Source organism: Streptomyces sp. NPDC050535, assembly GCF_044457665.1.
Lineage (GTDB): Bacteria > Actinomycetota > Actinomycetes > Streptomycetales > Streptomycetaceae > Streptomyces.
In genome coordinates this window covers 344,727-359,612 of sequence record NZ_JBITHE010000002.1, presented here as the reverse complement: position 1 = coordinate 359,612, position 14,886 = coordinate 344,727, and the positions used below count along the sequence as shown (strand labels likewise).

Annotated in this window: 14 protein-coding genes; 5 read left to right on the top strand and 9 right to left on the bottom strand. The window is 72.6% G+C overall.

Annotated features, from left to right (window positions below):
- Nucleotides 1–6 precede the first annotated feature (6 nt).
- Complete coding sequence (locus ACIBLC_RS06575) at nt 7–1,326, top strand: glycosyl hydrolase (RefSeq protein WP_399209602.1); 1,320 nt, start codon at nt 7–9, stop codon at nt 1,324–1,326.
- Nucleotides 1,327–1,357: 31 nt separating this feature from the next.
- Here the strand turns inward: ACIBLC_RS06575 and ACIBLC_RS06570 are convergent, their stop codons facing one another.
- From ACIBLC_RS06570 to ACIBLC_RS06530, 9 genes are all read right to left on the bottom strand, one after another.
- Entirely contained in the window at nt 1,358–2,485 is a 1,128-nt protein-coding gene (locus ACIBLC_RS06570) for a GNAT family N-acetyltransferase (protein WP_399209601.1), read from the bottom strand.
- A complete protein-coding gene (locus ACIBLC_RS06565; protein ID WP_399209600.1) occupies nt 2,482–3,138 on the bottom strand; it encodes a lipopolysaccharide biosynthesis protein in 657 nt (218 codons plus the stop codon). The genes ACIBLC_RS06570 and ACIBLC_RS06565 overlap by 4 nt, the downstream gene beginning before the upstream one ends.
- A 17-nt stretch (nt 3,139–3,155) precedes the next feature.
- On the bottom strand, nt 3,156–4,268 hold the full coding sequence (locus ACIBLC_RS06560; protein ID WP_399209599.1) for a glycosyltransferase: 1,113 nt from the start codon (nt 4,266–4,268) through the stop codon (nt 3,156–3,158).
- On the bottom strand, nt 4,268–5,026 hold the full coding sequence (locus tag ACIBLC_RS06555; protein ID WP_399209598.1) for a polysaccharide deacetylase family protein: 759 nt from the start codon (nt 5,024–5,026) through the stop codon (nt 4,268–4,270). Before ACIBLC_RS06555 ends, ACIBLC_RS06560 begins: the two co-directional genes overlap by 1 nt.
- Nucleotides 5,010–6,782: a murein biosynthesis integral membrane protein MurJ gene (murJ, locus tag ACIBLC_RS06550; RefSeq protein ID WP_399209890.1), complete on the bottom strand. Its 1,773-nt coding sequence runs from the start codon at nt 6,780–6,782 to the stop codon at nt 5,010–5,012. The genes ACIBLC_RS06555 and murJ overlap by 17 nt, the downstream gene beginning before the upstream one ends.
- Before the next feature lie 428 nt (nt 6,783–7,210).
- Complete coding sequence (locus ACIBLC_RS06545) at nt 7,211–8,605, bottom strand: O-antigen ligase family protein (protein WP_399209597.1); 1,395 nt, start codon at nt 8,603–8,605, stop codon at nt 7,211–7,213.
- Nucleotides 8,606–8,609: 4 nt separating this feature from the next.
- The gene (locus ACIBLC_RS06540; RefSeq protein ID WP_399209596.1) at nt 8,610–10,046 is read right to left on the bottom strand and encodes an exopolysaccharide biosynthesis polyprenyl glycosylphosphotransferase; all 1,437 of its coding nucleotides are present in this window, start codon (nt 10,044–10,046) and stop codon (nt 8,610–8,612) included.
- Nucleotides 10,043–11,263 (bottom strand): glycosyltransferase, encoded by a 1,221-nt coding sequence (locus ACIBLC_RS06535; RefSeq protein WP_399209595.1) that lies wholly within the window; start codon nt 11,261–11,263, stop codon nt 10,043–10,045. The genes ACIBLC_RS06540 and ACIBLC_RS06535 overlap by 4 nt, the downstream gene beginning before the upstream one ends.
- Before the next feature lie 40 nt (nt 11,264–11,303).
- Entirely contained in the window at nt 11,304–12,401 is a 1,098-nt protein-coding gene (locus ACIBLC_RS06530) for a DUF3344 domain-containing protein (protein ID WP_399209594.1), read from the bottom strand.
- Nucleotides 12,402–12,745: 344 nt separating this feature from the next.
- Between ACIBLC_RS06530 and ACIBLC_RS06525 the strand changes: the two genes are divergently transcribed.
- The 4 genes from ACIBLC_RS06525 (at nt 12,746) to ACIBLC_RS06510 (ending at nt 14,837) form a co-directional block, all read left to right on the top strand.
- A complete protein-coding gene (locus ACIBLC_RS06525) occupies nt 12,746–12,985 on the top strand; it encodes a chaplin (RefSeq protein WP_399209593.1) in 240 nt (79 codons plus the stop codon).
- 233 nt (nt 12,986–13,218) lie between these two features.
- Complete coding sequence (locus ACIBLC_RS06520; protein WP_399209592.1) at nt 13,219–13,959, top strand: hypothetical protein; 741 nt, start codon at nt 13,219–13,221, stop codon at nt 13,957–13,959.
- 233 nt (nt 13,960–14,192) lie between these two features.
- A complete protein-coding gene (locus ACIBLC_RS06515; protein ID WP_399209591.1) occupies nt 14,193–14,495 on the top strand; it encodes a hypothetical protein in 303 nt (100 codons plus the stop codon).
- Nucleotides 14,496–14,597: 102 nt separating this feature from the next.
- A complete protein-coding gene (locus ACIBLC_RS06510) occupies nt 14,598–14,837 on the top strand; it encodes a chaplin (RefSeq protein ID WP_399209590.1) in 240 nt (79 codons plus the stop codon).
- The last annotated feature ends 49 nt before the right edge of the window (nt 14,838–14,886 follow it).

The following is a 14,886-nucleotide window of genomic DNA, read 5'->3' as shown; positions in this document are numbered from 1 at the left end:
GCAGGCATGGCCCCACAGCAGCAACGGCCCCGGAGCAGGCGGGTGGCGTGCGTCGCGGCCGGAATCGTCGCGTCGGTCGCCCTGGCGTCGGGTCCGGGATACGCCGTGGGCGCCGGGGTGATGGGAGTCGCCGATCCTCCGGCGCCGACACCGGCGTCGGTGACAGCGCCGACGACACCCGTGACGCCCGCACCGCTCACCCAGTCCGGACCACTCACGCCACCCGTGACCCCCGCGGCTCCCGTGCAGACGCCCGCACCGGCCGTCCCCGCCGCGGAACCGAAGCCCGCCGAGAAGGCACCCGCCGTCGGCGCCTACCTGGACTACGGCGCCCGCGGTGTCGCCCGGATCGCCGAGCTCAGCAAGTGGCTGGGCGGTACCGAGCTCCGCGTCGGGCACACGTACCTGCCCGGCGACCGCTGGAGCAACATCGAGGGCGCCCCCGGTTTCCTCGACGTATGGGCGGACTGGCGGCTTGAACAGGACGACCGGATGCTCGTCCTCAACGTGCCGATGATGGAGCGCAACGAGGGGCGCGTCTCCGACGCCGAGGTCCGCCAACTGCTGCGGCAGGCCGCGTCCGGAGCGTTCGACAAGCACTTCCGCGCACTGGCCGAGCGTCTTGTCGAGCTGAACGTGCCGGACACCGTCATCGTGCTCGGCTGGGAAATGAACGGCATCACTTACACCCATCGCTGCGGTCCCGACCCGGAGGCCTGGAAGAAGTACTGGAACAGAATCGTCACCACCATGCGGGCGGTGCCGGGACAGAAATTCCGGTTCGACTTCACCCCGAACCGCGGCCGGGACGCCATCCCCTGGACGCAGTGCTATCCGGGGGACGACACGGTCGACATCATCGGTATGGATTCGTACGACCAGCCGTCGGGGCTCTCATTCGACGAGCAGGTGAAAGAGCCCTACGGCCTTCAGGAGCACGTGGACTTCGCCAAATCCCATGGCAAGCCCATTTCCTATCCTGAATGGGGTCTCTTCCGCAACGGTGACAATGCGGAGTACATGAAGCGGATGCTCGCGTGGATGGACGAGCACAAGCCGCTGTACAACACGGTCACCGACTACTGCCCGCACGGAGTGTGGCAGTGCGCGGAGAACCCGAAGGCGTCCGAGATCTACCGCGCGGCGCTGGCCGGCCGGATCGATCCCACGCCCGACCCGACCCCCGATCCCACACCCGAGCCGACTCCGCCGCCCAATCCGGTGCGCCCGCCCAACTGCTCGCCGGTGAACCTGGGCGACTGGGTCGAGTACTGGATCGGCGGGAAGCTCTGCCTCCGCTTCGACTGGTGGTCGCGCGGCAGGTGACCCGGGCGTGAGACCGGTGGCGGCGGGTCGCTCAGGACCCGCCGCCACCGCGTTCCCTCCAGCGTCGCAACAGCTCCTTGCCCCGGCTGCGCGCGGCGACGTCCCAGACGACCGCCGACAGCAGCGGCGCCGTCCGCCGCCGGGCCAGCAGCAGGCGCTGGTTGACGACGGGGTCCGGGCGCCAGTGGCGCTTGTAGGGCTCGTCGCCGCGCAGCAGGCTCAGCGCCGCGCGTCCGCCCGCCTCGGTGTGCTGGGCGCAGGCGTTGAGCAGTATCACCGCCACGTCCGCCTTGCGTTCGCGCAGCTGCGGATGGGCGCCGTACAGATAACCGCCCGCCAGCCGCCGAGACAGCAGCGTGAGGTCCACGGCCATCACCGTGTCGTCGAGCCTGAACTCGGTGACCACCGCGTCCCCCGAGCGCACCATCGGAGCGACCGACCGGACCAGATGCTCGGAGAACCGTTCCTGAAGGTGTTCCGACGTCACCTTCCGCCCCTGCCATTGCAGTTGGTGCAGTTCGAGCAGCCGACGCAGCGCCGCGTCCACCTCGTCAGGCCGTACGGCGCGCTGCTCGACCCCGAGCGCGCTGAGTTTGCGCAGCTTGGCCCGCACCCGCTGGGCCTTCGAGGAGGGGAGCCGGCCGACCAGTTCGTCCATCGACGTGGCCGGCAGCTCCAGGCAGAGCGAGTCGCGCACCCGGCTGCGCGGTCCACGCCAGCGGTCGAAGATCCGCTCCACCGCGCCGCCGGGCCGCACCTCGCGGAAGTCGATGAGCGCGGTACGGGCGGCGGCCGACAGGCCCTCGGTGAGGACGGCCGCGGCCCGGTCGGCGTGCTCGTCGTCGATGAGGACGTCCCCGTAGTCGGAGATCGCCCCGCCGAGCGGTACCAGCGCGGGCAGCGGACGGCGTACGCGCATCAGCGGTGCCACCGCCCGCAGTTCGCCGCCCTCACGCACGAGGACCAGACGGAGCCGGCCGGGAGTGCCGTAGGAGAGCCACCAGGAGTGCAGCCAGGCGTGGCTCTGGAACGGGGTGGCCGCGGCGCAGTTCCGGTACAGGCGCCCCCAGGCCGGGCCGAGTTCGGCGAACTCGCGCTCGTCGGTGACGACTTCGCTCACCAGCGTCCCGGCCGGTGCCGTCCGCAGGGTGCCGCTCACATCTGGCCGCGCACGTCGGCGGCCGTGGCGGGGCTCGGCACGGAGGCCGGGCGGGCGGTGTCCGTGCCGCGCCGGGGGCGCACGAGGAGTACCAGTCCGCCGAGCAGGCCGCCCGCGCTGGCGCCCACGAGCCCGGTCACCGAGGGCGAGGCCGAGGACGCCTCGGTGGGCTTGGTGGCGCGGGCGAACTGCTGGAGTTCCACGTGCGTGTCGGCCTGGGCGTCGTTCGCGTGCCGGGTCAGCGCGCGCGAGACGGCGTTGGCCATGTCGGCGGCCAGGTCCGGACGCGAGGACGTGGCCGACACGGAGACCATCGGGGCGTCCGGGGAGGTCGCGGTCCGCACGCTCGACTGGAGCGTCTTCACCGGCACACCGGCCCACACCTGCGCGTCTCCGAGCACGGCGAGCTGGGTGGCGACCCGGCCGTAGGCCTGGGCGAAGCCGAGGGCCGCCGCCGGGTCCGACTTCTCGTTCGGTACGGCGACCACGTAACTCGTGGCCGTGTACGTCGGGGCCTTCACGACGCCGTACGCGCCGCCGAGCAGCCCGCCGAGCACCGCGCCGGCGGCGAGCAGGGACCAGGGGGGCATGGTCTTCGCGCGGGCGATCGCCACCGCGTTCGGGCGGAGGCCTCTGGTGGGGATTTCGGTCATCAGGAACTCACTCCCATTCAGGTACGGGACACAGCGGCCGCGTACACGTCCATGAGCTGTGCGGCGCTGCGGGTGATGCAGTAGTGGTGGGCGGCATCCGGTGCGGAGCGGGGCGCGGGGCCCTCCTCGCGGACCCTGCGCAGGGCGCGGGCGAACGAGTCCGAACTGCCCTGGACCCGGCGGGCACCGAGGGCGGCGCCGGGCGGCAGGTCCTCGACGGCCGGGCAGGAGACGTACAGCACGGGCAGTCCGGCCGCCAGCGCCTCGACGACGGCCAGCCCGAACGCCTCCTCGGCGCAGGGCGAGGCGAGGACGTCCATGGCCGCTATCAGCGACGGAAGATCCGCCCCGGGCAGGCCGCCGGTGGGCCGCTCGCCGGTGAACAGCACCCGGTCCGCGATCCCGGACCGCTGCGCGGCCCGCCGCAGCACGCTCTCCTCCGCGCCGCCGCCGACGAGCAGAAGCCAGTGGTCCTCGGGCAGTTCGGCCAGTGCGCGGATGAGGACGTCGAACCGCTTGCCCGCGGTGAGCCTGCCGACCCCGCCGACGACGTACGCGCCCTCCGGCAGCCCGAGGCGGCGCCGGGTGAGCTCGCGCAGCACCGGGTCGAAGCGGAAGCGGGCCAGGTCGACGCCGTTGGGCACGACCTCGATGCGTGGCGCGGGCACGCCCCAGCGGCGCAGCCGGTCGGCGACGGTCGGCGAGACGGCGACGGTGGACCGGCCGAGCCGCTCGCTGGCCAGGTACAGCGCCCGCACACCCGCGTTGAGCCTGCGCCCCTCCATCTGGGAGTCGCCGAGGGAGTGTTCGGTGGCCACGACGGCCCGGACTCCCGCGAGCCGCGCGGCGATCCGCCCGTACACGCAGGCCCGGTAGAGGTGCGTGTGCACGAGGTCGTACCGGCCCGCGCGGATCAGCTTCACCAGGCGGGGGAGCGCGCCGAGGTCGCGGTTGCCGCCCATGCCGAGGTGCGTGACGCGCACGCCGTCGTCGGTGAGCCCGTCGGCCACCGCGCCCGGGTTGGTGAGGGTGACGACATCACAGTCGACGGGCAAGTGGCGCAGCAGCAGCCGCAGTTGCTGCTCGGCGCCGCCGACCCCGAGGCCCGTGATGATGTGCAGGGCCTTCATCAGACCCCCTCGACCGGACGCCTGCGCAGGCGGTGCAACTTGAGCTTCAGCAACAGGCGTACGGCGGTGTCGTTCTCGCCGATGTGGACGCGGGGGAGCGCGTGCGGGCCGGTCAGCGGGCCGGGGTCGATCGCGCAGCCGTACGTGTATCCGGCGTTGCGTACGGCGTCCACGACCCGTTGGTCGATCGTCCCGTACGGATAGCAGAAGCCCTCGACCTGAGCGCCTGTCAACTCCGAGAGCACCGCCCGGCTTTCGGCGACCTCGGCGTACACGACGGCCTCGTCGGCCTGGGTGAGGTCGACGTGGGTGAGCCCGTGCGAGCCGATCTCGATGCCCACGGAGGCGGCGGCGAGCCGGATGCCCTGCTTGCTCAGCAGCGGCTTGCGGGGGCCCAGCGGATCCCAGGCGTTGTCGCCGCTCAGCCGGCCGGGCAGGACGAAGAGGGTCGCGCCGCAGTCGTGGCGCTGGAGGAGCGGCAGGGCGTTCTCGACGAAGTCGGCGTACCCGTCGTCGAAGGTGAGGCCAACGAGGTCGCGGCCCTTGCCCCGGGCGCGGGCCGCGAGCAGGTCGCTCATGCTCACGCCCCGCAGGCCGCGCCTCCGCAGCCAGGTCAGCTGCTGGTGGAGGCGGTCCGGCGAGACCGTGATGCGGTACGGGTCGTCGGCGGGGTCACCCACCGAGTGGTACATGGCGACCCACGGGGCCGTCGTGTCGAGGCGTCTGGTGACGGGTGCCGAGTCAGCGGATACGGGCATGCGGGAGCCTTTGTGTGAGCGAACGGAGGGCGGGTGCGAAGCCCTGGACCCCCAGGGCCCAGGCGAGCAGGGCGAAGACGCCGGTCGTGGCGGTACCGCCGGCGAGGAGAGCGAGCACGGGCGAGTCCACGCGGTTCGCGCAGAGCCCGCCCACCGCGGCGGCGGCCACGGCCGCGCGGACCGGTCTGCTGAGCTCGACGAGCACCTTGCGGGTGCGGATCGGCACACTGCGCGGGCCCATGCCGTACAGCAGGAGCGCGGCGCTGACGGTGATGCCGAGGGCGTTCGCCGCGGCGATCCCGAGCACACCCCAGGAGCCGACGGTCAGCGCGCCGATCCAGGAGGTGGCGATGATCCCCACGGTCATCGCGAACAGCGGGTACCAGGTGGGCCGGCCGCCGCAGAAGTACGAGCGGACGAGCGCGCCGACCAGTGTGTGGCCGAGCAGCCCGAGGGCGTACACGCGCATCACGGAGGCGGTGGCCGCCGTGTCGTGCGCGGCGAACGCGCCCCGCTGGAAAAGGAGTTGGATCATCTGCGGTGCGCATGCGAAGACCACCGCCGCGCCCAGGAGTACCGTGCAGGAGACCAGCGCGAGGTCGCGCTCCACGCGGTCGCGGGCGCGCTCGGTGTCGCCCTCGGCGATCGCCTGCGCGACCACCGGGAAGGTGACGGTGCACAGCATCAGGGAGAGCACCATCGGCATCTGGGCCACTTTCTGGGCGTAGTTCAGATGCGAGATGGCGCCGGCCGGCAGCGAGGAGGCCAGGAAGCGTTCGATGAGGACCTGGGACTGACGGCACAGCGCGAAGAGCAGCACCGTGCTGACGAGGCTCAGGTCCATCGGGGGGCGCGGCTCCTCGACGCCCACGTCGTCCGCCGCCATCTCCCTGCGCCGGAGCTGCCGCCACAGCGAGGGCGCCTGCACGGCGACCATCAACGCGCTGCCCACCGCGACCCCGAGGGCCGCCGAGCGCACGCCCCAGTGGCCGCCCAGGACGAACATCGCCGTGATGATCCCGGTGTTGTACGCCACGTAGATCACCGCGGGCGCCACGAAACGCCGATGCGCCCGCAGCACGGCACTGCAGTACCCGGCGAACCCGAAGCCCAGCACACAGGTCGCGGTCAACCAGGTGCAGTCCACGGCGAGTTGGGGGTCGGGCAGCCCTGGTGCGAGTCCTTCGACCAGGTAGGGCGCCCCGGCGATCAGCAGCGCGCAGGCGGCCACGAAGGCGAACGACAGCCGGGGCAGGGTGCTGGCGACCAGCGCGCGGACCGGATCGCCCGCGGCTCCCTGCGCCCGGCGCGCGATGGCCATGCTGAACGCCGGGATGAGGATGAAGGCCAGCCCGTCCTCGATCAGCAGCGTCGACGCGAACTCCGGCACCGTCCACGCCACCAGGAACGCGTCCGTCTCCGTCCCGGCCCCGAACAGATGCGCCAGCGCCTGGTCCCGGCCGAGGCCGAGCAGGGCTCCGGCGATGGAGAGGGCGACGGTGACCAGGGCCGCCTTCGCGAGGAAGCGGTTGGAGGAGGGCGGTTCGTCGGACCTCGGGGCGCCGGATGCGCGGGGCGCGGTACGGGCGGCCGGAAGCGGAACGGAACCCGCGCCGACCCGAGAACCGGGCCGTCCCCCGACCGCGTCCCTGCTGCCGCTGCCGCTGCCGCTGCCGCTGCCGCTGCCGCTGCCGACAGCCACGCCGCTGCCTGTGGGGCTCGCGACTTTGCCGGCGCGGGTTGGGCGCGCCGCCATGCTGCCGGTGGTCGCGCTCGTGACCTGGCAACCGTCGGCTGGGCCTGCGGCCTTGTCGCCGCTGGTTGGGTGCGTCGCCGTGTTGCCGCGGGTCGGGCCCGCGAGCACACCGCTGCCGGTCGTGCCCGCGATCTTGTCGGCGTCGGCGTCGGCGTCGGCGTCGGCACGGGCATGGGCGTCGGCGTCGGCACGGGCATGGGCGTCGGCGTCGGCACGGGCATGGGCGTCGGCGTCGGCACGGGCACGGGCATGGGCGTCGGCGTCGGTTGTGACCGCGGCGGTGTCGGTGCGGTGTGCGTTCGTGACGCCGCCGCGGCCCGCCGGCCGGGCCATCGCGCTGCCGCCCGTCCCGCTGACCGTAGGCCCGGCCGCGCTGTCGGCCTCGCCACCCGCCCCACCCTCGGCCCCGGCCCGAGGCGGCGTCACCGTCATCGCGCCGAGGCCTCCTCGAGTGATGCCGGTGCGGCCACTGCCCTGGCTGGTGGCTGCGGGGACGAGGAGGCCGGATCCACCAGCGCCCACCACCCGACGAGTCCGAGACAGACAGCCGTCAGTACCGTCGAGGGCCCGCCGATGTCCGCGTACATGAAGTCGATCAACTGCCAGCCGAGCAGCCCGCAGGCGACCAGCGCGCAGTCGAGGCCCGGCGGCGTCCCGTTCCCCGACGGAGCCCGCCGCGCGCGTACGAGCCCCCGCAGCGCACACGCCAGGAGTGCCAGCCAGCTGCCCGCCAGGGCGAGGAGGCCGATCAGACCCTGTTCGCTCAGGACGAGGAGATACATGTTGTGCGGGGAGAGCAGCGGCTGCTTGCGGAACGCGGCCCCCGCGCCCGCGGTGTCGCTGCCCGAGGAGAGGGCGAGCGAGGCGTGGCCGTCCCGGTGCTCGGGGAAACCCTTCAACCCGACGCCGGTCAAAGGATGTTCGCGCCACATGTCGACTGCCGCCGCCCACATCGTGTACCGGTCGGTCACCGACTGGTCCGGCGCGTCGGCGACCTGCGTGATGCTGCTGATCCGCTCCTGGAGCATCGCGCTGCCGACGCCGAACCCGCCCACGAGGATCACCGCCACCGCGGCCACCACCGCGCCCACCCTCACCGTGCGCCGCAGCCCGGCCAGCACCAACTGCGCCCCGCACGCCGCCACCGTGGCGATCCACGCGCCCCGGCTGAACGACACCGCGAGCGGCAGCAGCAGTACCAGCGAGCACACCCCGGCGGCCGTACGCTGCCGTGCGCCGTCCGACCCGAGCGCCAGCCCCACCGCGCACACCAGCCCGAACGCCACCACGGTCGCCATCCCCATGATGTCCGAGGCCCCGAACGTCCCCACCGCCCGGATGTCCTCGCCCTGGTAGGAGGCACCGGTCCCGGTGACGAACTGGTGTACCCCGATGGCCCCCTGCCACAGCGCGAGACCGACGAACGACCAGGCCAGCAGCCGGAAGTCACGCCGGTCCCGCACCAGCAGCAGCACGGCCGCCGGGACCAGCACGAAGATCTGGAGATAGCGGGCGAGGCCGGTGATCCCGGCCCCCGGACTCGCCGCCCCGGCCGCCGCGACCGCGATGCCGACCACGGGCAGCCCGATGACCACCGCCGCCGTACGGGACAAGGGCCGTCGCCGGCCGCGCAGCAGCCGTACCGCGCAGCACAGCACGACGAGCCCGGAGACGGCGTCGGCCACGGTCGCGCCGCCCTCGCCGCCGGGCGCGACCGGCAGCCCGAGCAGGGCGATCACCGCGACGACCGGCAGGACGGGAAGCGCCCGCCCGAGGACGGACGTCACGGTACCGAGCGGCGACAGGGGCAGGGCTTGACTCACCGGGTCAGCTCCCCGTCGGACGTACGAGTGAGGCGGCCGTGCGCAGCAGGATGCAGATGTCCTGCCACAGCGACCAGTTGTCGATGTAGGCGTTGTCGAACCGGCAGCGGTCCTCGATCGAGGTGTCGCCGCGCAGCCCGTGGATCTGGGCCAGCCCGGTGATGCCGGTCCGCATGCGGTGGCGGGCCGCGTAGCCGGGATACGTCTGGCTGAACTTCCCTACGAAGTACGGGCGTTCGGGGCGCGGCCCGACCAGGCTCATGTCGCCCCAGAAGACGTTCCAGAGCTGGAGCAGCTCGTCCAGCGAGGTGCGCCGCAGGAAGTGGCAGAACCGGCTCATCTCGCGCTCGTTCGCCACGCTCCAGCGGGTCGCGGCCTCGTGCGCGTCGACCGGGCGGTGGGAGCGGAACTTCAGCAGCGTGAAGGGGCGCCCGTCCTTGCCGATGCGCTCCTGCCGGAAGACCACACCGGGGCCGTCGATCAGCCGCAGCGTGACCGCGCACACCAGCAACAGCGGGCTGACGAGCAGCAACAGCGTCCCGGACACGGCGACATCGAGGAGTCGCTTGGCGACACTGCCACGGCGCCCCGGGGCGGACAGCTGCCGGCAGGAGAACCCGGCGAGCCGGCCGCGCTGCCCGCTGTCGTACGACGGGGAGTCCGCGTCGACCTCCCACACCACGCAGCCCGCCTCGGCCAGCGCCCGCAGCAGCGGCTCGCGTTCGCCGCCCGACTTCACCACGAGCACGGCGCGCACACTGTTCTGGATCAGGGCTCGCTGCACCTCCTCGCCCGTGGTGAGGACCGGCAGACCCTCGCCTCCGGCCGGCTGGTCGGCGACGACGCCCACCGGCCGTACTCCGCACGCCGGATGGCGCAGGAAGGCCGCGGCCACCCGCTGCGCCGTCGCGGCCGGGCCGATCACCAGGGCCGCGCTGGGACGCATTACGAGGACCCGGCGCCGCCGCCAGTGCAGCGCGCCGCGCCCCGCGCAGCTCGCCGCCGACTGGAGGACACAGCCCACGGCCAGGGTCCGGGCGGACAGCGCGTGGGCGGGGAAGAGGGCCGCGAGCAGGGCCGCGGGCACGCACCAGGCCACCGCGATCCGCGCGCAGACCGCGGGCAGTTCGTCCAGTACGGCGGGCACGGGCTCGGCGCGGTACAGCGACGCGTGCGCGTTCAGCCAGAGGACCCCGAGCACCAGCGCGAGCACGAGGAGCGGCTGCCGCTGGGTCTGGGTGAGCGCCAGTCCGGCCAGCAGCGCCGCACCGCCGTCCACGGTGATCAGCGGCAGCCGCGAGGCCCGCCGCACGGTGGGCCGTTGTCCGGCCGGGAATCTGAAGCCGTCGGCGGCCCCGCGAGGGGGGATGACCGAGACGGGTGAGGATCCGTACTCCCGGGGCTGTCCGCCGGGGGAGGGAACGGTGCTTTCCGCAGTCACGAGTGGATGGACTCCCTGCACTCGGTGGGTTCCCCGCTCGCGGCGCGCACACCGCTCGGGGGCTCGGCGGGTGCGCCGGGCCCGGGAGCGAGCAGCTCGCGGTAGACGTCCGCGACCGCGTCGGCCGTGCGGCGCACGTCGTGCGTGGTCAGTACGTGGCGGCGTCCCTGGTGGCCGAGGGATTCGCGCAACAGCGGGTCGGACAGGAGTTCGGCGATCGTGTGGGCGAGCGGGCCGGGCGCCTGCGACGGCACCAGACAGCGCTCGGTCAGACCCGGCGGCAGGCTCTCGCGGGCGCCGTCCACGTCTGTCAGTACGACCGGCCGCGCGCAGGCCATGGCCTCCAGCGGGGCCAGCGCCATGCCCTCCCAACGGGACGGCAGCACCAGCAGATCGGCGGCCTGGTACCAGGGCACGGCATCCTCGGCGGCCCCGGCGAACAGCACCCCGCCGGGCGCTCCGGCGCGCAGCCGCTCGCCGTCGGGACCGTCGCCGACCAGTACGAGCCGGGCCGCGGGCACCCGCCGGACCACCTCGGGCCAGGCCTCCAGCAGGACGTCCTGCCCCTTCTGCCGGCACAGCCGCCCGACACAGACCACCAGGGGGGTCGCCGGCCCGACGCCCGCTTCGGCGAGCGGCGGAATACCGGCCCGTACGGTGTCCACGGCCGCGGGGTGGAAGCGCGCCGGATCGATCCCGTTGGAGATCACCCGCCAGGGAGCGTGCACTCCAGCGCGTACGCCGGTATCGCGCTCCGCTTCACTCACGCAGATCACCCGGGAGGCCCAACGCGCGCCCCACCGCTCCCACTTCAGCGCGAGCCCCGCGGTGACCCCGCCGACGGCCTCGAACGACCAGGCGTGCGGCTGGAAAACCGTCGGTACCCGCCCGCGCACGGCGATCCGGGCGGCGAGCCCGGCCTTGGCGCTGTGCGCGTGCACCACGTCGGGCCGCACCTCGGCGACGACGCGTCCGAGCCGCCGTGCCTCCCGAAGCAGCGAGGGTCCCGGCGCACGCGTCGCCTGCCAGTCGTGTACGTCGCCGCCGAGCGCCCGGAGCTTCTGTGCCAGGCCGCTGCCGCCCGGGCACGCGACGGTGACGTGCGCTCCGGCGGCGAGTTGCGCCTTCACCAGGTCCGTCACCACCCGGGCGACACCGCCGTCGACCGGCTGGGTGATGTGCAGGACCCGCAACGGAGGGTCGGTTGACAGTTGCATGCGCGGTTCCTCGCTCACGGGCGGCGCGCGGGAGCGCGCGTCACTGCTTCGCGTCAACGGCGGTGAACAGTGCCCCGACCCACGCCGTGTCCCGCTGCGAAACGAGCCGGAAGGTCAACTGGTCACCCCCGCGCTCGATCCCCTTGCCAAGTTCGAAGACATCCGAGTCGTAGCCGAGCGTGTTCGAATACGCGGGCACCCGCTCCACCGCGTCCGGTCCCGGCTCGCTGATCGTCGAATTGAGGACGTCGTCGAGGGGGTTGGCCCCGTCGCCCAGCACGGCCGGCTCACCGCGCCCGGCCGAAACGGTCAGCGAGTCGCCCCGGCTCCCGCGGTCGCCGTTGTACGCGACCAGTCCCGCACGGCCGCCGGCCCCCTCGGGGATCCGCGGCCCGCCCAGCCGGATCACCTGGTCCTCGCGCGGGCCGAGCGCGTCGAAGCCGTCCCACATCGCCAGGTGGCGCAACGGCTCCGACTCCTTCTCGTACGCCACCATCAGCGTCCAGCCGCCCCAGGCCCCGGCGGCGGAACGGCCCATCGCCACATTGACCTGCGCCACCGTATAAAGCCCCGAACCGCTGGCCCGCACCAGCTTCGTGACGTCCGCCGAGGCCTGGAAGGCGTCGGCCCCGTGCGCCACCCGGTGCCCGACCACGGTGTCCGCGAGCACGGCCTTGTACTCGCCGTCCGGCTCCGCGAAAAGCACCCGTCCGTTGTCCTTCGGCGGCTTCTGCTCACCGACCCGGAGGTTGCCGCCCCAGTAGAGCCGCGCGTACGTGACGCGCGCGCCCTGCGGCAAACGGACCTCGCCGAGGCTGGAGTTGTACGTGTTCGGGTCCTTGTCGACGTCGATGTAGAACATGTCGAAGTCGCCGTTCACGGCCGGTCCGTCCGCCCGTGCGGATGAGCAGGGCGACGCCGCGGCGTTGGTGAGCGCCGTACGGCAGCTGATGGACGAGTTGGCCGCCCGGACGATTCCGCCGTGCTGAAGCGCGTGATACCGCTGGGTGAAATCGACGCTCTCCGCCTCGGCGGCGGACGGTGCGGCCGTCGCGGGGCAGCCCGGTGCCAGGAGGGTGGCAAGGACAGAACAGCCGACCATCGCACGGCGCAGCAGAGGAACCGGGGAATTACGCATGACCGGCGGTGCCCTTTCGGGGAAAAGGTTCTGGACCCAGCGGACGTCCGGAGGGTTCGGTGTACTCCGGATCGACGGAAATCTGCAGATCACATATGTGCGGGATGGCTCCCGGCTGTTTCCGACGTCGTGTGAGGCCTGCTGACAAGCGGCCTCGGGAGGAACGCAACACTAGCCGCTATCCGTATTTATCGGTGAAAGCTGACAAGTGTGTCGGAATGGTGAAGTCAGGCCGTTTGGGAGATCACCCTTTCGGAGGCACAACCCGCGCGAGCGCCACGCGTTGATTCCAGAGCCGGGCATCTCCGCCCGGATGTTGTGTCGACCCCAAGGAGCATTTCTCCATGTCGCGTATCGCGAAGGGCCTGGCCCTGACCTCCGTTGCCGCCGCCGCTGTGGCGGGCACCGCCGGCATCGCCGCCGCCGACAGCGACGCACACGGCGCGGCCGCCCACTCCCCGGGCGTCCTGTCGGGCAACGTCCTGCAGGCCCCGATCCACATCCCGGTCAACGTCTGTGGCAACACGGTCAACGTCGTCGGTCTGCTGAACCCCGCGTTCGGCAACACCTGCGTCAACGACTGACGTCGTCGCGGCCCCTTCTGCCGGCCGTCCTCCCCAACGGGAGGGCGGCCGGTTCGCGTTGCCCCGAATGGGGGGAAGCGGGTCCCGGCTCCCGGCAGGGCGTCTCACCTGGGAGGACGCCTGTGCCGCGGCCGTCTGGTCGCTACACGGGGCACTCGATCGGTTGCAGAGGGCGATCACCGCTTTCACGGTGAGTAGGCAAGGCCCGGAAGAACCATCGAAGGGAACCATCCATGCGTGCTCTGCCCGCACGGCGCATCGCGTCCTCCGCACTCTGCGCCACGCTTCTGCTCGGGATCGCCGCACCGGCCGCCATAGCGGCGGACGGCGACCCGGCGCGTGGCCACACCTCCGCGGTGGCGGCGCCCGTCCCCGGCGCGGACGCGCTCCTGGCGCAGGCCCAGTCCCTGGCCGACATCGGCGCCGTGCTGACCCCGGTCACCGATCTGCTCAACGCCGCGCTGAAGGCCGACAACGGCCAGCTCTCCGCCGACGAGGCGGCCAAGCACGGCCAGGCCGTGAAGGACGCGATCGCCAAGCTCACGGCTGCGGCTCCGGTGGCACCGCCGGCGGCGCTACCGGCCGTTCCCGCGGCGCCCGCCGTCCCGGCGGCCCCGGCGCTGCCCGGGCTCCCCAAGAGTGGTGAGGCCCAGGACGACAAGGCTCCCGGCGCGAGCGGGCCCCGTGCCGCGGTACCCGCGGACCTCAAGGGCGACGCGCTCGCAGCCCTCCAGAAGGCGGTCGCCACGCTGCTCGCCGCGGTCACCTCCGGCGATCCCGCCGGAGTGGTCCCGGCGGCGACGGCCGTGGTGACCGGCCTCGTCAACCTCGTCGTCGCCATCGTCCTGGGCGGCGGCCTGCCCGCGCCGAACCTGCCGGGTCTGCCGAGCCTCCCGTCGCTGCCGGGCGTGCCGGCGGTCCCGGGGGTTCCCGCGGCTCCGGCCCTTCCTACGGGCGGTCCTCTGCCCTCCTGAGTACGGGGAGCGGTGCCTGAGGCGAAGCAGCGCCACCCCGCCGTCGTGCCGACCGCCCTGGTCGGCACGACGGCTTTTCGCATTCGCTCTTATATGAGAATTCGACGCGCCGTTCATTCGGGTGGGGTGCAGGAAATTTCTGCACACGGGGTTTCCGTCGCGTCCGGTCCTCGTTATCCAGCGCGTACGCCCATTTCCCTCTGGTGACATGAGTTGCCGAAGAAAGGAACACGATGAAGTCCCTGAAGGCCGCCGCTGTCGTTGCCGGGTCCATCGCCATCGCTGGTGCCGCCGCGCCCGCCTTTGCCTACGAGGCCTCCGACCTCACGCCCACCAGCCTCAACGGCGCCCTGGATACCATCACCAGCCAGGGCACGCTCAGCCTGAAGGACGTGCAGCCCCTCCAGCACCAGTCGGACGCGCTCAACACCGAGAACGCGGACTCACCGCTCAACGCCGTGAACAGGGCGACGGACGCGCTCAACTCGGCCGGCGGCCCCACGGCGCTCCTCGGCGGACTTCCCCTCCAGGGCTGACCCCTGACCCGAGCTAATCGGTTCATTTCATCGCGTGTCTTTTCCGCGAGGCTCAATGGCACCTCCATACTCTGGAGAAAATCTCCGAGGAAAGGGCTGACGATGAACACTGCCAAGAAAGCCGCTCTGATTATCGCCACCGCCGGAATGGCCGCGGGTGCCGCTTCGGGCAGCGCCTTCGCCGACGCCGGTGCGGAGGGGGCCGCGGTCAAGTCCCCCGGCGTCCTGTCGGGCAATGTCGTCCAGGTACCGGTGCACGTTCCGGTGAACCTCTGCGGCAACACCGTCAACGTCATCGGGCTGCTCAACCCGGCGTTCGGGAACACCTGCGTCAACAAGTGACGTCGTACACGGGCTGAGTCGTACGCAGACCGGAAGGGCCGATTTCCGT